24 protein-coding genes are annotated in these 24,709 nt (G+C 35.0%); 20 read left to right on the forward strand and 4 right to left on the reverse strand.

The features are described from left to right. Positions 1 to 23: 23 nt before the first annotated feature. A complete protein-coding gene (groL, locus tag DRZ96_RS05210; protein ID WP_112889839.1) occupies positions 24 to 1,646 on the forward strand; it encodes a chaperonin GroEL in 1,623 nt (540 codons plus the stop codon). A gap of 497 nt (positions 1,647 to 2,143) precedes the next feature. Next, positions 2,144 to 2,833: a hydroxyacylglutathione hydrolase gene (gene gloB / locus DRZ96_RS05215; protein ID WP_112889840.1), complete on the forward strand. Its 690-nt coding sequence runs from the start codon at positions 2,144 to 2,146 to the stop codon at positions 2,831 to 2,833. 69 nt (positions 2,834 to 2,902) lie between these two features. Here gloB and DRZ96_RS05220 read toward each other — a convergent pair whose 3' ends face one another. Together DRZ96_RS05220 and DRZ96_RS05225 are read right to left on the reverse strand one after the other, a co-directional pair. Further along, positions 2,903 to 4,243 (reverse strand): sodium-dependent transporter, encoded by a 1,341-nt coding sequence (locus tag DRZ96_RS05220; RefSeq protein ID WP_112889841.1) that lies wholly within the window; start codon positions 4,241 to 4,243, stop codon positions 2,903 to 2,905. Between the two features lie 201 nt (positions 4,244 to 4,444). Continuing rightward, positions 4,445 to 5,335, reverse strand: coding sequence for a fructose bisphosphate aldolase (locus DRZ96_RS05225; protein WP_112889842.1), 891 nt, complete (start codon positions 5,333 to 5,335; stop codon positions 4,445 to 4,447). A gap of 88 nt (positions 5,336 to 5,423) precedes the next feature. Between DRZ96_RS05225 and DRZ96_RS05230 the strand changes: the two genes are divergently transcribed. The 11 genes from DRZ96_RS05230 to DRZ96_RS05280 all read left to right on the forward strand — a co-directional run bounded on the left by DRZ96_RS05230 (position 5,424) and on the right by DRZ96_RS05280 (position 16,533). Then, positions 5,424 to 6,002 (forward strand): ribonuclease H1 domain-containing protein, encoded by a 579-nt coding sequence (locus tag DRZ96_RS05230; protein ID WP_112889843.1) that lies wholly within the window; start codon positions 5,424 to 5,426, stop codon positions 6,000 to 6,002. Continuing rightward, the gene (locus DRZ96_RS05235; RefSeq protein ID WP_112889844.1) at positions 5,999 to 6,418 is read left to right on the forward strand and encodes a deoxycytidylate deaminase; all 420 of its coding nucleotides are present in this window, start codon (positions 5,999 to 6,001) and stop codon (positions 6,416 to 6,418) included. Before DRZ96_RS05230 ends, DRZ96_RS05235 begins: the two co-directional genes overlap by 4 nt. A 139-nt stretch (positions 6,419 to 6,557) precedes the next feature. Next, positions 6,558 to 7,226, forward strand: a complete 669-nt coding sequence (locus DRZ96_RS05240) for a TetR/AcrR family transcriptional regulator (protein WP_236587166.1) — start codon at positions 6,558 to 6,560, stop codon at positions 7,224 to 7,226. Positions 7,227 to 7,695: 469 nt separating this feature from the next. Next, the gene (locus DRZ96_RS05245; protein ID WP_070700330.1) at positions 7,696 to 9,105 is read left to right on the forward strand and encodes a YfcC family protein; all 1,410 of its coding nucleotides are present in this window, start codon (positions 7,696 to 7,698) and stop codon (positions 9,103 to 9,105) included. Positions 9,106 to 9,114: 9 nt separating this feature from the next. Next, a complete protein-coding gene (pepD, locus tag DRZ96_RS05250) occupies positions 9,115 to 10,563 on the forward strand; it encodes a beta-Ala-His dipeptidase (RefSeq protein WP_112889845.1) in 1,449 nt (482 codons plus the stop codon). Between the two features lie 262 nt (positions 10,564 to 10,825). Further along, complete coding sequence (locus DRZ96_RS05255; RefSeq protein ID WP_112889846.1) at positions 10,826 to 11,677, forward strand: DMT family transporter; 852 nt, start codon at positions 10,826 to 10,828, stop codon at positions 11,675 to 11,677. Between the two features lie 156 nt (positions 11,678 to 11,833). Further along, a complete protein-coding gene (mscL, locus tag DRZ96_RS05260) occupies positions 11,834 to 12,253 on the forward strand; it encodes a large conductance mechanosensitive channel protein MscL (RefSeq protein WP_112889847.1) in 420 nt (139 codons plus the stop codon). Further along, positions 12,250 to 13,281 carry a patatin-like phospholipase family protein gene (locus DRZ96_RS05265; protein WP_112889848.1) on the forward strand — a complete coding sequence of 344 codons (1,032 nt, stop codon included), beginning with the start codon at positions 12,250 to 12,252 and terminating at the stop codon, positions 13,279 to 13,281. Before mscL ends, DRZ96_RS05265 begins: the two co-directional genes overlap by 4 nt. Continuing rightward, the gene (locus DRZ96_RS05270) at positions 13,271 to 13,900 is read left to right on the forward strand and encodes an NUDIX hydrolase (protein WP_112889849.1); all 630 of its coding nucleotides are present in this window, start codon (positions 13,271 to 13,273) and stop codon (positions 13,898 to 13,900) included. Before DRZ96_RS05265 ends, DRZ96_RS05270 begins: the two co-directional genes overlap by 11 nt. A 550-nt stretch (positions 13,901 to 14,450) precedes the next feature. After that, the gene (locus DRZ96_RS05275; protein ID WP_083315495.1) at positions 14,451 to 15,437 is read left to right on the forward strand and encodes a 3D domain-containing protein; all 987 of its coding nucleotides are present in this window, start codon (positions 14,451 to 14,453) and stop codon (positions 15,435 to 15,437) included. Positions 15,438 to 15,639: 202 nt separating this feature from the next. Next, the gene (locus DRZ96_RS05280; protein WP_112889850.1) at positions 15,640 to 16,533 is read left to right on the forward strand and encodes a hypothetical protein; all 894 of its coding nucleotides are present in this window, start codon (positions 15,640 to 15,642) and stop codon (positions 16,531 to 16,533) included. Positions 16,534 to 16,571: 38 nt separating this feature from the next. On the opposite strand, the gene DRZ96_RS05285 is transcribed toward DRZ96_RS05280, so the two are convergent. Further along, positions 16,572 to 16,811, reverse strand: coding sequence for a glutaredoxin family protein (locus tag DRZ96_RS05285; RefSeq protein ID WP_070700353.1), 240 nt, complete (start codon positions 16,809 to 16,811; stop codon positions 16,572 to 16,574). A 106-nt stretch (positions 16,812 to 16,917) separates the two neighbouring features. On the opposite strand from DRZ96_RS05285, the gene DRZ96_RS05290 reads away from it, so the two are divergent. From DRZ96_RS05290 to smpB, 6 genes are read left to right on the forward strand one after another with little or no spacing between them, the layout of a single operon-like run. After that, positions 16,918 to 17,364 (forward strand): hypothetical protein, encoded by a 447-nt coding sequence (locus DRZ96_RS05290; RefSeq protein ID WP_070700356.1) that lies wholly within the window; start codon positions 16,918 to 16,920, stop codon positions 17,362 to 17,364. Further along, a complete protein-coding gene (locus tag DRZ96_RS05295; RefSeq protein WP_112889851.1) occupies positions 17,351 to 18,121 on the forward strand; it encodes an alpha/beta fold hydrolase in 771 nt (256 codons plus the stop codon). The genes DRZ96_RS05290 and DRZ96_RS05295 overlap by 14 nt, the downstream gene beginning before the upstream one ends. Positions 18,122 to 18,130: 9 nt before the next feature. Then, a complete protein-coding gene (locus DRZ96_RS05300; protein WP_112889852.1) occupies positions 18,131 to 19,684 on the forward strand; it encodes a UDP-N-acetylmuramoyl-tripeptide--D-alanyl-D-alanine ligase in 1,554 nt (517 codons plus the stop codon). 4 nt (positions 19,685 to 19,688) lie between these two features. Next, positions 19,689 to 20,861: a D-alanine--D-alanine ligase family protein gene (locus DRZ96_RS05305; protein WP_112889853.1), complete on the forward strand. Its 1,173-nt coding sequence runs from the start codon at positions 19,689 to 19,691 to the stop codon at positions 20,859 to 20,861. Continuing rightward, on the forward strand, positions 20,861 to 22,963 hold the full coding sequence (gene rnr, locus DRZ96_RS05310) for a ribonuclease R (RefSeq protein ID WP_112889854.1): 2,103 nt from the start codon (positions 20,861 to 20,863) through the stop codon (positions 22,961 to 22,963). Before DRZ96_RS05305 ends, rnr begins: the two co-directional genes overlap by 1 nt. Next, complete coding sequence (smpB, locus tag DRZ96_RS05315) at positions 22,956 to 23,411, forward strand: SsrA-binding protein SmpB (RefSeq protein ID WP_112889855.1); 456 nt, start codon at positions 22,956 to 22,958, stop codon at positions 23,409 to 23,411. Before rnr ends, smpB begins: the two co-directional genes overlap by 8 nt. A gap of 21 nt (positions 23,412 to 23,432) precedes the next feature. Here smpB and DRZ96_RS05320 read toward each other — a convergent pair whose 3' ends face one another. Further along, on the reverse strand, positions 23,433 to 23,807 hold the full coding sequence (locus DRZ96_RS05320) for a hypothetical protein (RefSeq protein ID WP_112889856.1): 375 nt from the start codon (positions 23,805 to 23,807) through the stop codon (positions 23,433 to 23,435). A 197-nt stretch (positions 23,808 to 24,004) separates the two neighbouring features. On the opposite strand from DRZ96_RS05320, the gene DRZ96_RS05325 reads away from it, so the two are divergent. Beyond that, positions 24,005 to 24,706, forward strand: coding sequence for an ABC transporter ATP-binding protein (locus DRZ96_RS05325; RefSeq protein WP_112889857.1), 702 nt, complete (start codon positions 24,005 to 24,007; stop codon positions 24,704 to 24,706). Positions 24,707 to 24,709 lie beyond the last annotated feature (3 nt).

Below are 24,709 nucleotides of genomic sequence, written 5' to 3' on the forward strand. Positions count from 1 at the left end.
CTTATTAAATAAGGAGAGATAAAATGGCAAAGGAAATTAAATTTTCAGAAGATGCTAGAAAAGGCTTAATAAAAGGAATTAACACTCTTGCTGATACAGTAAAGGTAACTCTTGGACCTAAGGGAAGAAATGTTATCTTAGATAGGGAATATGGAACACCTCTTATTACTAACGACGGTGTTACAATTGCAAGAGAAATTGAATGTGAAGATAAATTTGAAAATATGGGAGCACAACTTTTAAAGGAAGTTGCTACTAAGACTAATGACGTTGCAGGGGACGGTACTACTACAGCTACACTTCTTGCACAAGCTATCATTAGAGAAGGTATGAGAAACCTTGCAGCAGGTGCAAACCCAATGGTTCTTCAAAAGGGAATCGCTAAGGCAGTTGATAAGGCTGTTGAAGAAATCAAGAACTTCTCAACTGAAGTTTCATCTAAGGAAGCTATTGAACAAGTTGCTTCTATTTCAGCTGCTAACGAACAAGTTGGAAAACTTATTTCTGAAGCAATGGAAAAAGTTGGAAACGACGGAGTTATCACTGTTGAAGAATCAAAATCAATGGGAACAAGCCTTGACGTTGTTGAAGGTATGCAATTTGACAGAGGTTACCTATCTCCTTACATGGTAACAGATTCTGACAAGATGGTTGCAGAATTAGAAGACCCATATATTTTAATTACAGACAAGAAGATTTCAAATATCCAAGAAATTCTTCCTCTACTAGAACAAGTTCTTCAAGAATCAAAACCACTTCTTATTATTGCAGATGATATTGACGGTGAAGCACTTGCAACTCTAGTTGTTAACTCACTTAGAGGAACACTTAATGTAGTTGGAGTAAAGGCTCCAGGCTATGGCGACAGAAGAAAAGACATGCTTCAAGACATTGCAATCCTAACAGGTGGACAAGTTATTTCATCTGACCTAGGTCAAGACCTAAAAGATGCAACAGTAGAAATGCTTGGATCAGCTTCAAAAGTAAGAGTTGAAAAAGAACTTACAGTAATTGTAAATGGATCTGGGGAAAAATCTGAATTAGAAAACAGAATTAACCACATTAAAAACCAAATCGAAGAAACAGATTCAGAATTTGATAAAGAAAAACTACAAGAAAGACTTGCAAAACTTTCTGGCGGAGTTGCAGTTATCCAAGTTGGGGCAGCAACAGAAGTTGAACTTAAGGAAAGAAAACTAAGAATCGAAGATGCCCTAGCAGCAACAAGAGCAGCAGTAGAAGAAGGAATCGTTGCAGGCGGTGGAACTGTATTAATCGACTCAATAGAAGCAGTTGCAAAAGTAGTTGATGAATTAGAAGGCGACGAAAAAACAGGCGCTAACATTATCCTAAGAGCTCTAGAAGAACCACTAAAACAAATAGCAGAAAACGCAGGACTAGAAGGCTCAGTAATCGTAGAACACGTAAAGACAAAAGATAGAGGAATAGGCTTTGACGCTTACAAGTCAGAATATGTGGATATGAAAGAAGCTGGAATAGTAGACCCTACAAAAGTAACAAGATCAGCCCTACAAAACGCATCAAGTGTAGCATCAATGATCTTGACAACAGAAGCAGCAGTAGGAAACATAAAAGAAGACGAACCAGCAATGCCTCCAATGAATCCAGGCATGGGTATGATGTAATGATAAGAAAAACCGAGACGAGTCTCGGTTTTTCTGGTTTTCACAGCGAATGCAAGCGTGAGCGACGCATGAGCTGATGAAAAATCTTATCCAGCGAACGAAAAAAATGTGACCGAATAGGGAACATTTTTGAGTGAGTCGGATATCTTGAAACAAATTAAATAAAAAAACAAAACGTAGTCTTAAAACCATAAGGCTACTTTTTTACGGTCTTCAAGCTGAAGGCGACTGAAAGGAGCCTGAAGCTATGAAGAACCTTATCCAGCGAGCGTAGAAAATGCGAATGAATAATGTGCATTTTCAAGCGAGTCGGATTAAGTAAGCAAAGAAAAAGCATAATTAAAGGCAGTCACAAAGTTGACTGTCTTTTTAATTTAAGGTAAAGCTGATGAAGAACCTTATCCAGCTAAAAATTAAGGAACACAGATTTTCGACAAGCAAAACTCAATCTATGTTTAAATCCCACCAATAAGAGTAAGAATATTATGAGGTGTTTTATGAATATTAATTTTATTAAAGCTTTTAACGACAATTATATTTGGACTATTGAGAAGGATGGCAAGCTTATTGTTGTTGATCCTGGCGATGCAGGTCCTGTTATAGATCATTTGAAGAATAAAAAACTTGACTATATAATTCTAACCCACAATCACATGGATCATGTTGGTGGTGTTGACGAGCTTAAGATAAAATACGGAGCCAAGGTTTATGGACCTACTGAAACCAGTGAATATAACGATGTGACTTTAAAGGATGGAGACGAATTTGAAATTTTCGGAGAAGACTTCAAGGTTATTTCCACAGGTGGCCACACTGAGGATCACATTTCTTATTTAGTTGATGGTAACTTATTCTGCGGCGATGCCCTCTTCCTAGCAGGTTGTGGCAGGGTCTTCACTAAGGACTATAAAAAAGCTTACGAAGGACTTAAGAAGTTAAAAAACCTAGCTGACGACACCGTGGTTTATCCTGCTCATGAGTATTCTCTTGCCAATTTAAAATTTGCCAAGTCTATAATTTCTAATGAGGACCTGGATAGGGAATATGAAAGGGTAAGGAAACTAAGAGATGAAGATAAAATTACACTTCCATCTACAATAGGAAAAGAGAAAAAAATAAATCCTTTCTTCTTGGCAAAGGACTTAGATGAGTTTATAGAATTTAGAAATAAAAAGGATAATTTTTAAGAAAAAATATGCAAAAGAAAAGTGCTGGCTATTACAAAAGCCAACACTTTTTTTATTTTCAATATTTTATTAACCAATGCCACCTAGTCTTGCGCCTGCTATTAGGGCAACAATGGCTGCTGTTACATATACATACTTTGCAAGTGGGTAGTACCAAGATCCAATACCCTTTGGAGAACCTTCATTTACTGCGGCAAGGACATAATCTTTTCCTGCAATCCAAAGGAACATTATGCCTGCAAGGGCTGCGCCAAGTGGACAAATGTAAATGGAAACTACGTCCATCCAACCACTTACTATTCCCTGAATCATTATAGCTGCTGTGCAACCTATGATGTGGATTATAACTGTGGCAAGGGGTCTTGAGAAATGAAATCTCTCTTGGAAGTAGGCAACTGGAGCTTCATAAAGATTTATTATGGAGCTAAGTCCTGCGAAAAGAACACAGATGTAGAAGATCATTCCCACAATTCTTCCAATGGGCATGCCGTTAAAGACATTTACAAGATATATAAACATAAGACCAGGGCCACCTGCGTCAAGTTCAGCTGATGCTGCTGCCATGGCTGGAATAATTACTATTGCCGCCATCATTGCTGCTATGGTATCAAAGACTGCAACATTTCTTGCTGATGATGGAATGCATTCATCCTTAGGTAGGTAAGACCCATAGATAACTGTTCCATTGCCTGCTACTGATAAGGAGAAGAAGGCTTGTCCAAAGGCATAAATCCACACTTCACGACTCTTTAGTCCTTCAGGATTCACAGAAAAAATATACTTGTAACCTTCGTGGGATCCAGGAAGATTAAAGATATAAATTGCAAGTCCAACGAAGAGAATGAAAAGTGTAGGCATCATAATCTTGTTTGCCTTTTCAATTCCATCAGAAATTCCCATTACCATAATGGCAAAACTTGCAATAATTGCAATTACTATCCACATATTTGCCCCAAAGGCTGATGCAGTTTGGCCAAAAGTTCCACCAATTGCATCCATGTCTTGGCCTAGCTCATAAAGATTGCCAGAGATTCCAAGATATGTATATTTAAAAATCCAACCCATGACACAAGTGTAACCTATGGCAAGGGCAAGGGAACCAAGGACTGGTATAAGTCCAATGATTTCTCCAATTTTCCTATTTTGCCACCTGAGTTCTGTGCAGTCGCCAAAGGCATCAACTGGACCTGCTTGGGCAGATCTTCCCAGGGCCATCTCTGAAATAACTCCAGTGGAACCAATGAGGGCTACGAAAATAAGGTAGGGTATGAGGAAGGTCATGCCTCCATAGGCTGAGACCATTGTTGGGAAGCGCCAAATATTTCCCATGCCAACGGCAGAGCCAATACAGGCGAGGATAAAGCCCCACTTACTTTTAAAACCATCACGAGTTTTTAATTTGTCATCCATAATTCTTCTCCTAACTTTAGTCCTCTTGGGACTTAATTAAAAATAAATCTCTTGGCTTAATTTCGATACTCCAAGAAAAATATGCTTATGAAATAGTTTACATTAGGGGCCTGTCAATGTCAATAAGAAGGCATTTAAGAGTGGTTAAGCAAAAAACACACAAAAAAACCTCTGAAGAAATCAGAGGCTTAATAATTAATTTTATTTTTCAACTGAAGCTGAGTAATTCTTTTCGATAGAATCATCAAGCATCTTTGTAAATTCTTCATCAGTTTGATTTACATTAAGACCTTCAGTAAGGGCTCTTGAGTAAGAAGCAATTACGCCCTTGTTTTTTCTAAGTTTTTCGTTGGCGTCATCTCTTGAGTAGCCACCAGAAAGAGCAACAACCCTAACAGTTTGGTCAAAGTCGTAAAGGTCTTCGTAAAGATTTTCTTTTTCTGGAAGAGTTAACTTAAACATTACATAAGTTTCCTTGTCTAATTTTTTAAGTTCTTCCACAAGATATTTTTTAAGAACCTCTTCTATTTCAGCCTTGTCCTTAGCGTGGATGTCAACTTCTGGCTCGATAATAGGAACAAAACCTGCTGCAGAAATTTTCTTTGCGTAATCAAATTGTTGTTCAACAACTTTTTTAATAGACTCTTCATTAAGTTCCTTTACAACAGAACGCATCTTAGTTCCAAAAATATTTCTTTCCTTAGCATTTTCAAGAAGTTCGTCAATGTGTTTGAAAGGCTTCATAAGTTGAGCGCCGTCTTTTTCTACATCAAGGCCTTCGTCAACTTTAAGGATTGGAACTATGCCCTTTTCTTCCCAAAGGTAGTCACCAGTGAACTTGCCATCGATTTTAGAATTCATAGTGACCTTAAATAGGATTGCAGCTAAAATTCTATCAGATGTAAAGGCTTCGTCTTTTATAATTCTCTTTCTCATTTCGTGGACCTTATCAAACATTTCTTCTTCGTTTGAATAAGCATCTTCAGTAACACCATAATTTAATAGGGCCTTTGGTGTTGATCCACCAGATTGATCAAGAGCAGCAATAAAGCCCTTGCCATTTTTCATTCTTTCAAATTGTTCTTTGTTCATTTTTACCTCCAAAAGTGTAGACTTCTAATTACTTCTAATTATATAATAAGTAGACATAGTTGACAAATGACAAAATTTTGAGGTGAATATGAAGTATTACGCAGTTAGAATAGGAAGAAATCCTGGCATCTATCACACTTGGGATGAGTGCAAGAGAGAAACTATGGGCTTTAAGGGAGCAAGTTTCAAAAAGTTTTCCACTCGTGAGGATGCAGAAGCTTTTATAAATGAAGTAGAAGAAGAGAAGAAAGAATTCGCAGAAAAAGATGAACTTGTAGTTTATGTTGACGGGTCTTACAGGAATAAGGACAAGTCCCACTCCTATGGAGTCTACATGTTTAACGATGAAGAAGAATATACTTATTCAAAGAGATTTTTCAAGGACTCAGAGATGAGGAATGTATCGGGAGAAATCAAGGGAGCCATGCGTGCCATGGAAGAGGCAGTTAAGCTTGGCAAGAAAAAAATCTATTTACACTACGACTACGAGGGGATAAGGTCTTGGGCTCTTGGCTTTTGGAAGACCAATAAAGAAGGAACAATTTACTACAAAAACTTTTATGATTCCATAAAGGACAAGCTGGAGGTAAAATTTATAAAAGTAGAGGCCCACTCTGGGGTCAAGTACAATGAACTTGTAGATCAACTTGCAAAGGAGGCAAAATGAGAAAATCTTGGGATGAATATTTTATGGAAATAACAGAAATGGTGGCAACAAGGTCCACTTGTGACAGGGCCTTTGTGGGTTGCGTCCTTGTGAACTCTGACAACAGGATAGTCTCAACAGGCTACAACGGATCAGTAACAGGCAACCCCCACTGCGACGAAGTCGGCCACACAATGCGTGATGGCCACTGCATAGCAACAATCCATGCAGAGATGAATGCCCTCTTGTATTGTGCAAAAGAAGGAATATCAGTAAGGGGAGCCAAGGCTTATGTAACACACTTCCCTTGCCTCAATTGCACCAAGGCTCTTATCCAAGCAGGCATAGGAGAAATAATATACCACGAAGCCTATAGGGTAGACGATTACGCCATGGAACTTATAAATAAGAATAAGGTTAAGTTAAAACAAATTTGAAAGTGTTGGATGACGAAAGATCTAGGATTTACTCCTAGGTCTTTTTCTATTTTTTATAAATTTATTTTAATAAAGTGTTGACAAAGTAAATATTAGATAATATAATCGTGATTGAAATTAATTAATCGTGATTAAAAATATGAAAGGAGTTGATAAAGTTATGAATGTTATCGAAAAAAAGAAAAAAGTCATGACATGCTTCATTGAGGCTACAGAAGACCTAATGAAGGAAGACGATATAGATAAAATTTCCATAAGAAAAATAGCTAAGAGGGCAGGCTACAATTCAGCAACGCTTTACTACTACTTTGAAGATTTAGAACACTTAATTTTATTTGCATCAATTAGGTACTTGAGAGAATATACATCTGCCTTAGCAAGAAATATAAAAAAAGGTATGACAACTATAGAAAAGTATAGGACAGTTTATGAAACTTTTAACCACTATGCCTTTAGGTCGCCAGTTATATTTCACAATATGTTTTTTGGAAAATACAGTCCTATGTTATTAGAAGTTATAAAAGAATACTATGATATATTTCCTGACGATCTTGAGGGTCACGATGAGCTTCTAAGGGGTCTCTTGACTCAGGGAAATATGTATTCTAGAGATAAGCAAATAGTAGACCAACTAGTTAGTGAAGGGACAATAGAGGATAAAAAATCTGATATAACCCTAAAGATAATCATAAGCGTGCACGAGTCCTATGTTTACGAGGCCATGATCCAAGGAGATAAATTGGACCTAGACTCACACGAAAAGTCTTTTTTAGAAATTTTTGACTATCTATTAGATAATGCAAAATAGCACTAGTAAAAAATATTTACATAAAAAAGATTTATAAAATAAGTCTGAGTTATGGGAAAAGGTTATATTAAAACTTTTTATATAAAAGTAAGTCTAAAGGAAGTTGAGAAAATTCATTATATTTAAATATATAACAGTATATGATATGAATTTTAACATCAGAATTGATTCCTAATCCTAGATGACTATTTTTATTTATTGTAAAAAGACAAGTCTAGGATTTTGTGATTATAAGGGGGGATTAAGTTAAATATAAGAAAATGAGTTTTGTTGTAGAGAAAGAGGACAATTATCCTATTATCAATATTTTGAGTATAAAAATATATAAAGAATTAATTAAAAGGAATAATTATATTAGTTATTGTTTGATATTGTCCTGAAAGTCGATTTAGTGAAAGTAGTATATTGCAATCACTATTATTATAATTGTGTTTCTAAGGGTGTTATATTTTATTTAGGAGGTATTAAAATGAGTAAATTAAAAGAAAAATTAAAAAAATTCAAATCACCCGATGCTCTACTATTAATATGCATTTTAATGGTAGTTGTATCAATTTTAACTTATTTAGTTCCAGCTGGAGAATACACAAGGATATTAGATCCTGAAACTGGTAGAGAAATGGTTGATCCAAGTTCATTCCATTATATTGAAAATACACCAGTTGGTCTTTGGAAAGTGCTATCTTCTGTCCATCAAGGACTTGTTGATTCTTCTGAAATAACTTCATTCCTATTAATTATAGGTGGAGCTTTTGGAGTACTTAATTTAACAGGCGCTTTGGAAGCATTGCTTTCAAAAACAGCAACTAAGTTAAAGGGAAAAGAAAAACTCGTAGTGGTATTTTTCGTAACTTTGTGGGCTTTGGGAGGAGCTTTTCTAGGGAACTTTGAAGAGTGTCTAGCTTTTTTACCAATGCAAATAACTTTGTGCTTGGCCTTAGGATTTGACTCTATAACAGGTGTTGTAATAGGTATATGTGGTGTTGCTGTTGGTTATATAGGTGGAGTTATGAACCCTTTCACTTTAGGGATTTCTCAACAAATAGCAGAACTACCACCATATTCTGGAATTGGTTTCAGATTAGTAATATGGGTTGTTGCACTTATTGTGACAATTGCTTATATATATAGATATGCAGATAAAATTCATAAAAATCCTCAGCTATCATTATCATATGAAGAAGATAAGACAAGCAAATATAGGGAAGAAATTTCTACAGATGTTGAATTTTCCACAAGACATAAATTGGTATTGTTATCTTTTGTATTAGCTGTTATAGGAATTATTTATGGAGTAATTGTATATCATTTTTACTTAGGAGAAATGGCAGCAGTTTTTATTCTATTAACTATAGTTATAACAATTATTTCAGGTAAACCAATAAACGAAGGAGTGAATGCTTTTGTAAATGGTGCTGCTGATTTACTATATCCTTGTTTATGTGTTGGTTTAGCAAGAGGTTTGACAATAGTAATGATGGATGGTCATATACTTGATGTTATTGTACATGCTTTAACAGGATTTTTAGCAAATGTTCCTTCTATAGTATCTGCTCCATTATCATTTATCGTAATATCAATAATAAACTTATTTGTACCTTCAGGTTCAGGAAAAGCCGTACTAGTTATGCCTATTTTGGTACCAATGGCAGATGTTCTTGGTATAACAAGACAAACTGTTGCACTAGCTTTCCACATGGGTGATGGAATAACTAACTTGCTTTCACCAGCAGAAGCTACAATAATGGTTGCTCTTGGAATGATGAACATATCTTATGGAAAGTGGATTAAATGGTTCTGGAAACTAGTTTTATTATGGTACCTAATAGGAATTGTAGCATGTATTGTTGCTGTAAACATTGGCCTTGGACCATTCTAGGAGGTAATAATGAAAAAATATAACTCAATCAATGAACTTAAGGAAATTCAAATTTTTAACAATTTTTTAAAGCTTACAGAAATTCCTAGACCATCATTTAAAGAAGAAAAAGTGTCAAATTATTTAAAAAATTGGGCAGAAAAACTTAATCTTGATGTTAAACAAGACGATAATTTTAATCTACTAATTTTAAAAGATGGTCAAAATGGTGGAGAAAATAAAGAAGAATTAATCTTGCAAGCTCACTTAGATATGGTTTGTCAAAAGCAAGATGGCTTTGATTTTGACTTTGATAATGATCCTATCCCTGTTCAAATTGACGGAGATGAACTTAATACAGGTGGAAAGACAACTCTTGGTGCTGATAATGGAATTGGTGTGGCAGTAATAATGTCGATTTTAGAAGATAAGGAAACGTCACACCCTCCAATAACAGCAATATTTACCACTGTAGAGGAAGATGATTTTAGCGGTGTAAATAATCTATCAAAGGATTGGATAATAGGAAATAGAGCTATCAACATTGATAATAGTAAAGATGATGAAATTATAGCAGGAAGTAATGGTGGAGCTGGAGTAACTTTCTCTTTAAAAATCAACAGACAACAAAGACGATTCAAAAATACTTTAAAAATAAAAGTTAGCGGATTTTTAGGAGGACATTCTGGAGAAGATATAGAAAAAGGTAGAGGTAACGCTATTATAACTTTATCTCGACTATTAGAAAAACTTGAGGATAATATAGAAATTTTGGACATCAATGGTGGTACTTTTAGACTTGCTATTCCAAGAGAAGCTTACGCAATTATTAGTACAGATTTGGATAAAGATCAAATAGACAAGATTCTTGATAACTTTGAAAGAGAGCTTCATTATGAATATAATTCTTTTTCAGATACTATTTGTGTTAATTCTGAAGAGTCAAACTCTGAACAAGAAGCAATAAATTCTGAAGATTTTAATAAGATAATAAATATTATAAAATTATATCCTAATGGAATTTTTGAAGTAGATCCTAAAAATCATGTAGTTATTTCATCTAATAATTTAGGCGAAGTTAAAATTGAAGATGATTGTGTTAAATTTATTAATGAGATAAGGGCTATGGAAAAATCTCAAGTAGAATACACTTACAATAAAATTTCTACGATTTCGGATATATATGGTGGTGATGTAAAGATCTATGCAGAATACCCAGGTTGGAGATTTAACCCTGATAGCAAATTAAGAGATATCTATAAGGAAATTTTTGAAAAAGAACTCAATAAAAAATTAGAAATAAAAGTCTCACCTGCCGGTTTAGAAGCAGGATATCTAATAAACAAGAAGCCTAGTCTTGATATTATTAGTGTTGGGCCAGATCACACAGGTCTTCACAGTCCTTCTGAATCAGCAAATATTCCATCTGTGATAAATTTTTATGAATCTTTTAAAGTGTTTCTAAAAGAAATAGCTTAAGTAAGAAGACATTTTGATAAATATAAGTTTGTTAAAGAAATAATGAAATTGACAGGGACGAGGCTGCTAACAGGCTCGTCTCCTTATTATATTTTTATTAGTAATTAATAAAATGATTTTGGCACAATATATTTAATAACTAAGAGACTAGAATCAATTAATTAGGAAAGTCTGATAAAAATCCATTTATTTTTATTTTGACGAATACAACACCTAATTACTGAAATCTTAGGAGGTGGAGTCTCTTAAATAGAGAAGAATTATGAGCTATGAAAAGAAAGGTTATATTTCAATTTTTATTGCAGTAGTTCTTTGGAGCTTGTCGGGTTTTATTGTAAAGACTGTTGATGCAAGTGCAATTTGGATAACTCTAATAAGAAGTGCTGGAGGATTTATTTTTTTATCAGGATTTATTAAATCCAAGCCTATTAAACCAAAAAAATATTTAGTCTTGGCGGCAGTTTCAATGTCACTATTCTTGTTGACACTGACAATTACAACACAGATTTCAACTTCGGCTATGGCTATTTCTCTACAATATACAGCACCAATGTATCTAATTGCCTATAACTTTATTAAATATAAAAATATAAAAAAGAAGAATATACTTGTCTTCACTTTCATATTTATTGGAGTTATAGTAAATATTTTGAGGATCTTTAGGGATAGGAATTACCTAGCTATACTAACAGGACTTGCCATAGGATTGTCCTTTGTATGCTATTCGCAGTTTTTACAAAAGGTTGAAGAAGGAAACCCCCTTGGCATAGTTTCAATTATAAATTTAATTTGCTGTGGTCTTTATGCCTTGGCTCTTCTTTTTAACTTTGGGAATCCACCCACAAAGATTTCTGACATTATTTTAATTGTCTTGGCGGGAATTTCAATTTCAGGACTTTCTTATGCTCTTTACTCTTGGGGGCTAAGAAGGGTCAAGTTAGAGAAGGCAGTTATAATTGCACTTGCAGAACCAATTCTAAATCCAATTTGGGTCTTGCTCTTTAATGGAGAAGTCCCTCCAAGAAATGTAATAATAGGCATGGCATTTATACTTGGAGGTGCCTTGGTGGATGTCTTCTTAAGTAAGGAAGAAGGAAAAGAAATTGAAGCTTAACTTAAAGATAAAAAATCAATATATTATAGAAGAAATTGTCTCAAGTCATGTAATTGGCTTGGGATTTTTTATTTATAGTTTTTTTATCTTCAATATGGGTAATAGATATCAGTAAGAAATTATTTTTACTATATTATTTTAATTAAAGGAGGAAAAATGAAGAATTTTGTTGATGAATTTAAAGAGTTTATAGCGCAAGGTAATGTTATGGACATGGCTGTGGGTGTTATCATAGGTGGTGCCTTTGGTAAAATCGTTTCAAGCCTTGTAGAAAATATTTTAATGCCTTTAATTGGCATCTTACTTGGAGGAGTTAGCTTCGAAGATCTTGCTGTTACAGTGGGAACTGCTGAGGTTAAGTACGGAATATTTTTACAATCAGTGTTTGACTTCTTGATTATTGCCTTTGTTATTTTCTTAATGATTAAACAAATTGCAAAGGTTACTGACAAATTCAAGAAGGAAGAAGAAGCTCCAGCTCCAACTGAAAAGGAATGTCCTTTCTGTAAGTCTAAAATTGATATTAATGCAACAAGATGTCCACACTGTACATCTGAATTAGGAAGTGTAAAATGAAAAAATGGGCATTAGTCCTCGAAGGTGGAGGAGCTAAGGGTGCCTACCAAGTAGGCGCCTACTTCGCCCTCATGGAAATGGGATTCGACTTTTCAAAAATTGTTGGAACTAGCATAGGTGCCTTTAATGGAGCTATGTTTGCCCAAGGGGATGCCTATGAATGTTTTAAGGCTTGGAAGTCTTTAGACTTTTCGGCTTTTGAAAATGAATTACAAGAAATAGAGAGAGACGAAAATCTTTTTACAAAAATAGTGGAAAAGCTTCGTAAACATGATATCAGGATTCCAGAGCTAACCAGGTCACCTTATCCTCTCTTTAAGTTGGTGGATCAATTTATAGATGAAGATAAACTAAGGGAATCTGATGTGGACTTTGGAATTTGCACAGTAAATGTGTCTGACCTCAAGGTTGATAGACTATTTAAGGAAGATATTGAAAAGGGACTTTTAAAGGACTATATTATTGCTTCTTGTTACCTTCCTGTTTTCAAGCTACAACGTCTTCACGGCAAGTATTTTATTGACGGAGGTTTTGCATCACCAGCTCCCATGGAGATGATTGATGACGACACTGACATTGTCTTAGTTAGACTTTCTAAGACTCCTCTTAAAAATATTGAGAGGGCAAATTATATTATTAAGCCAAGTCATGATTTAGGGTCTTCTCTTGGCTTTGACAAGAACAGGGCCGATGACTTGATAAAACTTGGCTATTTTGATGCCTTTCGTGCTGTTAAGGGCCTAAGGGGTGAAGAATATTATATTATGCCCCTTGATGAAGAAGAGAGCTTAAAGTATATTTACAGGCTCTTAAAGGATAAAATCAATGAAAGCGAAAATAAGCTTGCCAGGACAATTTTTGAGGATTATGCTCCAAAGCTTGCTGAAGACTTGGAGATGTCAGAGAACTTTAGGTATGATGAGCTCCTATATAAGCTTCTGGAAAAAGAGGGTAATAGGAAGAAAATTGACAGATTTAGAGTTTATACAGTAGAAGAATTTATGAGGGAGATAGAAAATGTCAACTGACCAAGACTTAAATTTAAGAAAAATTAAAGCCAAGGTCCAAGGAAGAAAGCCTCTGCCTGTTGATGTGAAAAATAGGTTTTCCGTTATGATTCCCCTTATAAAAAGAGACGGGGAAATTCACCTTCTCTTTGAGAAGAGGGCCTTCACTCTTAGAAATCAACCTGGTGAAATTTCTTTTCCAGGGGGAAGGATTGAAAAGGGAGAGAGTCCAAGAGAGGCAGCTGTTAGAGAGACTGCAGAAGAGCTTTTGATTTCAGGAAGGGAAATTGAAATTTATTCTGAGGGAGACTTTGTGGTCAATCCCTATGCAGCAATTATTTACACCTTTGTTGGAGAAATCAAAAAGGATTTTGATAAAATTTCTCCATCTGAAGATGAGGTGGAAAAAGTTTTTACAGTTCCTCTTTCTTATTTTTTAAAGACTAAACCAAAATCCTATAAGATCAATTTAAGGGTTGAAAGGAACAAGGAGTTTCCTTATCACTTGATACCCAATGGAGTCAACTACAAGTTTAAGAGGGGGAGAGAAGAAGTCCTCTTCTATGAATATGAAGATGAAATTATCTGGGGATTTACTGCCAAGATGGCAAGAAGGTTTGTAGAAAACCTAATGTCTTAATTTAAAATTTATAAAAAAAGCTTAGAAAATTATAAGTGGATAATAATTTTTTAAGCTTTTTTATTTTCTATTTTATATTGAAAACATTTTAGGAAAATAAATTTTATACATTTTAAGATTAAAATTAATTTTTAATTCAATTTAAAATAATAAGTTTTCTATAGAAAGAAAATATTTTTTACTTGGTTAATAAATTAGAAATTATAAAAGACTTACGAGACAAATTTTAGGTGTAAATAATAAATTTTTATTCAAAAATTGACAAAAAAGCATAGAAATGTCAAGGTTTTTTGTAATAAAAATGTAATATAAGGAGAAGAATGGCTATATTACTTGCTTTCAGCCTATAGATATTTTTGATTTAAAATACATCTATTTTGTTCAAATTATAGAATGGCTCAACCAAGCCAATTTATAGGAGATTTACAAAAAAGTTACAGAAAAATTGACAAATCTTAAATTTTTTAATATACTCTTTAAAGGTTAGAAGAGGTTACAAAGTAGTAACAAAATTTACAAACTTGTAACTGAATTTATGGAGGTAATATTTTTGAGTAAAAAGAACATTTTTAGAAATGCGAAATTTATACTTATAGCCTTGGCCCTTGTGTCAATCCTAACAATGGGTTTTAGCACGGCTCTAGGCAAAGACGTTGAACTAAATATCAACGGACAAACAAAGACAGTATTTACATACGAAAAGACAGTAGGCAGCTTCTTGGAAAAAGAAGGCATTGTTCTTAAGAACAAGGACCTTGTAAGCCCAAGCCTTGATGAAGAGATTACTAAGGATTCAAAGATTGTGATTACTTCACCAAAGTCTTACCACATAAAAGATGGTAACAAGACTTTAATTGCCGAAGCTAATGGCTACACAGTTGCTGATGTACTTGAAAATCTTGGCATTAAACTAAGTAAACTTGATAGGGTTTCTCTTCCACTTGACGAAATTGCTAAAGAAGGAATGGAAATCAAGATCGACAGAGTTGTTGAAGAAAACATAGAAAACAAGCTAGAAATTCCTTTTGAAACAGAAACTCGTGAAAACAATGAAATGTTTGAAGGTGAAAAAAATGTAATCACTAAGGGACAAGTTGGAGAAAAGCTAGAAAACCTAAAGAACACTTATGTAAATGGAAATTTAGAATCAACTGAAGTTATAAAAAGTGAAATTACAAAGGAGCCTGTAAAGGAAGTTGTTGAAGTTGGAACTAAAAAAGGAACTGCAGCTCCTAATGGCAAGTCAGCTAAGAGAGTAATTGTTATGCAAGCTACTGCTTACGACCCTACAGCAGGTTCAAAAACTGCTATGGGAACAAGAGCAAGAGTTGGGGCAGTTGCAGTTGACCCTAAGGTTATACCACTAGGCTCAAAGCTTTACATCGAAAGTATGGACGGCTTTGCAACTTACGGATATGCTACAGCAGAAGATACTGGTGGAGCAATTAAGGGAAATAGAATTGACTTATTCTACAGCACAAGTGCCCAAGCTAGAAATTTTGGCAGAAGAAATGTAAAAGTTTATGTACTTGATTAAGAGAGTCCTGGTAACAGGACTTTTTTTATTGGAATTTTTGATTTATAGAAAATTTTAAATTTTAAAAAATTTACCTTTGAAAAATCTACAAGAAAATTAAAATTTATAACTTGTAGAGAGAAAGTCAAAATAATTTTTAAATTTAATATTATTCATTTAAAAGAACCAATATTTAACTTATAATATAAACGAGGATGATTTTATGAAATTAAATGAACATGAACTCGTCGATAGATATATTTATTATTTGCAAAGATACATTCCCTATGACAAGCAAGAAGCTGCCAAAGAGGATTTTTTAGATATACTGAGAGATAGACTTCCGGAAATTTACACGGAAGAAGATATAAAAAAAGAATTAAATAGGATGGGAAACCCCTACGAGTTTGCAGGAGCCTATAGCGAACCAGGCAATTTTCTCATAAGTGGGAAGAACTATGAAATTTTTAAGGCATTTTTAAAGATTTTATCAATATCTGCCCTTATTGGACTTATAGTCTTTACCTTTAACTACTTTAGACGCTTTCAAGGGACAGGTTTGTTTGACGTCTTAAAGAGTCTTGTCGTTAGCATTTTTATCTTGAGTCTTTTGCCATCTTGGATCTGCGAAAAGATTAAGACTACAAAGATTTTAAATGCCCTAATGGAAGAATGGGACATTGATAAGCTTTACGAATCTCAAAAGCTAAAGCTTGAAGTTTATGAAATTGGACTTCTCATGGTTAAGTTTTCTATGTTTTTTATGCTACAGATTTACATTTTGACTGCCAGCATTAATATTTCCATAGTTACTTATTCCTTTATCATGCTTTTATTTTTTATTAATGTGCTTTCTGTCAACTTGAAATTTTCAGAAAACACAATTTTTTCCATGACTATGTATGTGGAATATTTTGTGGACATCTTTAGCATTATTAGTTTGATTTTTGTTACAAGCTATTTTATGCCAAGGATCTTTGCCATAAAGATAATAATCCTATGCAATATTATTAATTTAATTTTAAATTCTTACACTATTTCTAAGTCAAAAAATATATTGTTATCGCGAAAAAAGAGAAAGAAAAACAGAAGAAGAAACAAAAAAGACAGAGATTGAACTCAAGGCCAATCCCTGTCTTTTCTTTTGTTTAAATATTATGCTACATTTTCTTTTAGGTATTTAATAATATCTAGTGATTCATAAAGAGGCTTATCACCAATGAATAGGCAAGGCACTTGTTTTTTGCCGCCCTTTTCAATTAGGTATTCACGTGCTTCTTTGTCTTCGTCTATATTTTTAATTTCTACAGAATCAATGCCCTTGTCTTCCATAAAAGATTCTACCTTTTTACAAAATGGGCAAGTTGTTCCTACATATAAAGTTAATTTTTCCATATTATCCCTCCAATCTTTTATTACCCAATTAAGGGGAAAGAAAACAAGGGCAGTATTTAAAAGATTAGAGATTTTTGGTATAATAACATAGATTCGAGGTGATATTGTGGGATTTTTTGACAGTCTTGATGGCAATTTAAATGACCTAGCTGGAAATTTAAATTATCTAAAGAAAAAACTTGTGAACGAATCACAAGAAATTAAAAAGACAGCAAGGTTGAGATACGAACTTTTAAATGAAGAGAGAAAACTTAGCGAAGCCTTTGAAAAGCTTGGCAGACACCAATACAAGTCCCTTAGGGGAGAGGGGTCTGATCTCGATGTTAGTGAGACCTTGCAGGAGATCGATAGGCTAGAGTCAAGAATTTCTTCACTAAAGATGGGCCTTGACCTAAGTGAAAAGACTTCTGGAATTGAATTTACAGAAGATGTGACTAGCCCAGGATATGAGGCTTCTTCTTCAATTTTTGTTAGGGATGAAAAAGATACTTCCCATGAAGAAGACCAGGGCTCAATAATTTTTATAGAAGAAGATGAAGATGAAAATAGATAAAGAATTTGTTGAAATAGACGGGATAAAAACTGCATATATAAAGAGGGAGGGCGGCGAGAAAGTCCTTGTCATTCTCCACGGTTGGGGTGCATATATTGAGTCAATTATGCCAATTTTTAATGCCATCCCCGAAGACTACACAGTTTATGCCTATGATGCACCAGGCTTTGGGGACAGTGAAAACCCAAAAGAAGTCATGGGGACCTATGATTATTATGAATTTCTCTTAAAGTTCTTAGACCACTTTAAAATCAATAGGGCAACCTTTGTTGGTCACTCCTTTGGGGGCAAGACCCTTACGATTTTAGGATCAAAAAATAAGGAAATGGTAGAAAAGCTTATAATAATCGACGCATCAGGAGTCCTTCCCAAGAGAAAGCTTTCTTATTATACCAAGGTCTATTCCTTTAAGGCAGCAAAAAAGTTCTATATGCTAACTCATGGCAATAATGAAGAGGCTATGGCAAAGTTTTATAAAAAACACGGGTCAGATGACTATCAGGCAGCAGATGGAATTATGAGAAAATGCTTTGTAAAGGTTGTTAATGAGTCCACAAGGGAAGAATTCAAAAACATTGAGGCAGAAACCCTCCTCATTTGGGGAGACAAGGACGAGGCAACTCCCCTTTACATGGGTAAGATATTTGAAGAAGAGATAAAAAACTCTGGCCTAGTTGTCTTAGAGGGTGCTGGACACTATTCCTACCTTGACAAGTTCGGTCAGTTTAATGCAGTTATCAATTCGTTTTTAGATTAGGAGATTTTAATGGAATATTTTTTACAGAGACTGCCAATTTTTTTAATAGATTTTGTAATTATATGTGTGGCACTTTATTATTCCCTAATTAGGAGTAATTTTCCCATTCACATGCTCCAGTTAGAGGGCTACGACAATGATGAATACAAGACATTTTTGAAGAATAACAAGGAAAAGATGAACAAACTAGTTTATAAGCTAGACAAAAATCAAAAGACTCCTATAGTTTGGACTGATAGGGCAAAGAGACTTTTAAAGAAGCACAAGCTTGTAAACTATATTGCCTTTGTCCTTGTAGTTGTTTTTTCGCTGGGTTTTTTTGATGGATCAGGATCCTATGTTCTTTCAATTTTAGTGACAATAATCTTGTCATTTTTAATTTACTATTACCAATACAGGCTACTTATTTTGACAAACAAGTGGGCAAAACCTACTGAAGATAAGATAAACATGGGCTTTTACAAGTCAGCTCAGGCAAAAATCAAAAAATTCAAGGAAGAAGATGGCCTAAAGGTCCTTGGAATTACAGGGTCTTTTGGAAAGACTTCAGTTAAATTTATTTCAGATACAATTTTATCTGAAGGCCTAAGGGTAAAAAACACACCATCATCCTTTAACACACCTATGGGACTTTCAAAGATCATCAACAATGAACTTGAAAGTGACAGGGAAGTTTTTATTGCAGAACTTGGTGCCAAGGTCCCTGGAGAAATCCACGAGGTTGCAGAACTTGTCCAACCAGATATTGGGATAATAACTGCTATTGGGCCAACTCACATGCACCTCTTTAAGACAATTGAAAATATACAAAAGACAAAGTACGAGTTAATTGAAGACCTACCAGAAGATGGGATTGCAATTTTCAACTACGACAACGACTATGTCAAACCCCTTGCAGACAAGACTAAGAAAAAGACTTATAGGTATGGAACTAAGGACTTTGACAAGCTAGATGTATATGCAGATGACATAAAAGTAAATGAAAGAGGATCAGAATTTGTCCTCCACATCAAGGGGGCAGGAGAAATTAAGTGCTCCACAAGACTTCTTGGAGTTCACAACATCTCCAACCTTCTTGCATCAGCGACTGCTGCCCACGTCTTGGGACTTAGTCTAGAAGAAATCCAAAGAGGAATCTCCAAGGTTGAGCCAGTGGAACACAGACTTTCACTTATTCCGTCATCAAATGACACCATAGTTATTGACGATGCCTTTAACTCAAACCCAGTGGGCTTTAGGGCTGCTCTCGATGTTTTGAGAGAATTTAAGGACCACAGGAAGATAATAATAACACCAGGCATGGTTGAGCTTGGAGATATGGAAGAAGAAGAAAATAGAAAAATAGGTCAAGTTATGGCAGATGTCCTTGATTTTGCAATTTTAGTTGGCAAAAAGAGAACTCTTCCAATCTATGAAGGCCTTAAGGATAAAAACTTTGATGAAGAAAAAATTTATAGGGTTTCTTCACTAGACGAGGCAACTCAGGTTCTCGCAAAGATTTCAATGGCGGGAGATGTCGTTCTCTTTGAAAATGACCTTCCTGATAATTACAATGAGGAGTGAAAAAATGGAAAATATAGGTGTAATCTTCGGAGGAAGATCCGTTGAACACGAAGTTTCTGTTATTACAGGAATGCAAATTATTGAAAATATGGATAAGTCCAAGTACAATCCTATTCCAATTTATATTACAAAAGATGGCAAGTTCTTGTCAGGAGAAAGTCTAAAGAACTTCAAGTCCTACAAGGACCAAGACTTCCACGATGGAGTAGAAGTCTTCTTCAAGCCAGAATATGGCAACAAAAACTTATACTATGTGAAGCACAATCCAAAGAAGTTATTTAAGGCAGAATACGATTCAGTAGAAGTTTACGAAAAAATTGATGGCATATTCTTTGCCCTCCACGGAACTTTTGGTGAAGATGGATGTACTCAAGGACTTTTTGAACTTATGGGCATGCCTTACACAGGCTGCGGAGTTATGTCTGCTGCTGTAGGTATGGACAAGGTCATTATGAGGAAGGTCTTTGAATCAGAAGACATCCCAATGACTAGATATAAGTACTTCTTCAGAGAAGAACTTAAAAACCTAAAGGGAGTTATAGAAAAGTGCAAGGACCTAAACTTCCCACTTTTTGTTAAGCCAGCTAACCTTGGCTCATCAATAGGGATTTCAAGAGTTGAAAATGCCCTTGACCTTTCAAAGGCTCTAGAAGTTGCAGCCCACTACGACAGAAAAATTATTGTTGAAGAAGCTGTTGTTAACCCAAGAGAAATTAACGTGGCAGTACTTGGTTATGAAGATGATTTAAGAGTTTCTGCAGCAGAAGAACCTCTTGGTTTTAAGGACCTTTTAAAGTACGAAGATAAGTATGTTTCTGGTTCTAAGGGAGCTAAATCATCTCAAAAGCACCAAAACAAAAAACTTCCAGCAGAACTTAAGCCTGAGCTTGAAAAGGAAATTAAAGAACTTGCAAAAAAAGCCTTCTCAGCAATTGATGGTGCAGGTGTTGCAAGAATTGACTTCTTAGTTGACGGCGACAAGGCCTATGTAAATGAAATCAACACTCTTCCAGGTTCTATTGCCTTCTACCTCTACGAGGTTGAGGGACTTATGATCAAAGACCTAATCACAAGGCTAATTGAACTTGGCAAGAAAAGACACAGTGAGAGAGCTGCAAATAACTATTCCATTGATTCAAATTTATTTAATATGACAAGTTATGGAGCAAAGATTTAATGATTAAAGAAAAGATTTTAGAACTTATTGAAAAGTCAAAGCCAAGGACAAAAGATGAGCTTGCTAGGTTATTTAAAATTAAGAGTAAGGAGAAAAAAGAATTTAATAGGATTCTAGAGGAACTTGAAGACGAGGGCCTAATTTTCATGGACCACAGGAAGAAATATAGACTTGTGGACAATGACAAATTCTTTTTTGGAAAACTTCAAACAAATGCCAAGGGTTTTGGATTTTTGATAAGCGAAAATCTTGACGAAGATATTTATATATCAAAAAACAACCTTAACTCAGCTTTAAATGGCGATGAGGTAATCGTAAGAAGATATAGGGAGTCCTCTGGTGACAAGCCAGAGGGCAAGGTCCTCTCTATTGTGAGGAGGGTAAACACAAAATTTGTTGGAGTCTTTCAAAACAAAAGGGACTTTGGCTTTGTAGTATCAGATGAGAGCAAGATGGCCATGGATATTTATGTTCCAAAGAAGAAATTTAATGGGGCGAAGAACGGTCAAAAGGTTGTTGTAAAAATAGAAAAATGGCCAGAGGCCAATAAAAAACCTGAGGGAAGAATTGTAGAAGTCTTGGGATATCCAGATGATCCTGACGTCGATATTCTTTCTGTGGCTGCAGGCCTTGACCTTCCCATGGAATTTCCAAAGGCTGCCCTATCGGAAGCAAAGGCCCTTCCACAAAAAGTTAGAGAAGAGGACTTGAAGGGAAGAAGGGACATAAGAGACCTCACAACTTTTACAATTGATGGAGCCGATTCCAAGGACTTTGATGACGCAATTTCTCTTGAAGTAGCAAAAAACGGCAACTACATTTTAGGAGTTCACATTGCCGATGTGTCCCACTATGTTGAAGAATACTCTCCAATAGATGAAGAAGCCTTCAAGAGGGGAAACTCAGTCTATCTTTTAAACAAGGTTATACCAATGCTGCCCTTTGAACTTTCCAATGGAATTTGTTCCCTAAATGAAGGAGTAGATAGATTAACTCTTTCAGTCCTTGCAGAAATTGACAAGAAGGGCGAAGTAGTAAAATATGATATCCTTGAGTCTGTAATTAATTCTAAGAGGAGACTTGTTTATGAAAATGTCTCTGACTACTTAGAAAAAAATATTTCCCATCCATCTCTTAAGGGACTTGAGAAGACCCTAGACAAGATGTATGAACTTGCAAAAATTTTGGAAGACAAGAGAGAAAAGGGTGGCGCCATAGACTTTGATATACCGGAAGTTATTATTAGAGTTGACGAGGAAGGTTGGCCACAAAATATCCACAAGAGGGACAGGAGAACTGCCAACAAACTCATCGAGGACTTTATGCTTATGGCCAATGTCTGTGTGGCAAAAGAATATTATTTTAAGAAAATTCCATTCTTATACAGGATTCACGAGAGACCAAAGGATGAAAAGATTTCAGAACTCAACTCCTACTTGCGACCTCTTGGCTACATGATTAACTTTGATGAAAAAGTTGAACCAAGAGATGTGCAAAAGCTCCTTGAAAAGGTAAAGGGAAGCAAGGAAGAGATGTTTGTCTCAACTATGACCCTAAGGTCCATGGCAAAGGCAAGGTATTCTGAAGTAAATGACATTCACTTTGGCTTGGCCTTTGACCACTACTCCCACTTCACTTCTCCAATAAGAAGATATGCTGACCTCACAATCCACAGGATTATAAAAAAGAAAATTGAGGGAAAACTATCCAAGGGCGACATAACAAACTTAAAAGCAATCTTGCCAGACATAGCAGAGCAAGTTTCTAAGACAGAAAAAGTTGCCCAAGAAGCAGAAAGACAAGTTGAAGACATTAAGATGGCTGAATACATGTCTGAGCGAATTGGAGAAGTCTACAAGGGTAGGATTTCTTCTATCACAAACTTTGGAATGTTTGTGGAATTAGATAACCTTATAGAAGGGCTTGTGGGCTACAGGACCATGGACGGCTACTACGAATTTGACCAAGACAACTACAGGGCCATTGACTACAGGACGAAAAAAGAATTTCACATTGGCGACAATGTGACAATAAAAGTTGTAAATGTTGACCTCAACATGGGCAACATTGATTTTAAAATGGTAGGTGATGAAGATGAGTAAGGAAAAAAACGATGCAATAGCAAACAACAAAAAAGCCAGCCATCTTTATTTTATAGAGGACACTTATGAAGCAGGGATTGAACTTGTTGGGACTGAGGTCAAGTCCATAAGGGCAGGCCATGTCAACATCAAGGATGCCTACTGTGACATCAACAAGGGAGAAATTTTTGTATCAGGTATGCACATTTCACCCTACGAGCAGGGAAATATTTACAATGTGGATCCCATGAGGAAGAGAAAACTTTTGATGCACAAAAATGAAATCCTAAGACTTGAAAAAGTTAAGACTCAGGATGGTTACACAATCATCCCCCTGAAAGTTTATCTCAAGAGGGGCAAGGTCAAGGTCCTAATTGCCAAGGCCAAGGGTAAGAAGCTTTGGGACAAGAGAGAGACAATGAAGAAAAGAGAAGTTGATAAGAAACTAAGACAAGCACTCAAATATTGAGTGCTTGTTTTTTGTGAAAATTTATTTTGATTTTAATTTTTTGTTTTCTTTATAATATTGAAAACATTCAAAGATGATAAATATACATGGAATTATAAAAAATAAATAATTGTCATTTTGAGAATAAGCGATATCACCTGATGCACCTATTGCATCTATGACATTAAATGAAATTAAAATGAGATAAAAATTATGTCCTATTATAGACTTTTTTATTAAAAATATTCCCAGTATGTTAAATGTAAGTAAGCTTATGAAATAATTAAGAGTATGATTTTTTCCGTCAAATACATTAAAAGCTATGTGACTTCTGCTTGCATAAGATACTTTATAAAGTAGATAGATTATTAAATAAATAGCTATATATTTTAAAATTTTTTTGCTTTTGTCATTCATTCTAAATCACCTTTATCTTTAAAATACATATAATAATTTTTACTTATAATATAAGCATACAAAATAAAATAATCTCTTACAACAAAAGATTTGCTTTTTAATTAATAAACAAAAAATTATAAAAGCTAAAAACATTTAAATCAGACTTAATGATTAAAAAAAATATATTTTTTGATATAATAAGCCCAGGTGATATTATGGCTTTTATCGAAGTTAAGGACCTTTCAAAAGTTTACAGGATTGGCGAAAGGTCTGTCATGGCAAATGATAAATTAAATTTTGAAATAGAAAAAAATGAGTTTGCAATAATTCTAGGTGCATCAGGTGCCGGCAAGTCAACTTTTCTAAATATCTTAGGAGGTCTCGACACGGCATCATCTGGTGACCTCTTAGTTGATGGGAAAAATATTGCGAAATATAGGGAAAGAGAACTGACAACTTACAGACGTTACGACATGGGCTTCGTCTTTCAATTTTATAATTTGATTCCCAACCTGACAGCTCTTGAAAATGTTGAGCTTGCAAGTCAAATTGTAAAAAATGCCAAGGACCCAGTTGAAGTTTTAAAATCTGTTGGTCTGGGAGATAGGATGGACAACTTCCCGTCACAATTATCTGGTGGAGAGCAACAAAGGGTATCAATAGCCCGTGCAATTGCGAAAAATCCAAAGCTCCTCTTATGTGATGAGCCAACAGGTGCCCTTGACTATAAGACAGGCAAGCAAATTTTAAAGCTCTTGCAGGACCTTACTAGGACAACGGACACAACTGTGGTCCTAATAACTCACAACTCTGCAATTAAAAATTCTGCAGACAGGCTAATTGAAATTTCTGACGCCAAGGTCAAGGATGTTTTTATCAACGACGACCCAAGGGACATAATGGATATAGAATGGTAGGTG

Origin of the sequence: Peptoniphilus harei, assembly GCF_900454685.1 — a bacterium.
Classification (GTDB): Bacteria; Bacillota; Clostridia; order Tissierellales; family Peptoniphilaceae; genus Peptoniphilus_A; species Peptoniphilus_A harei.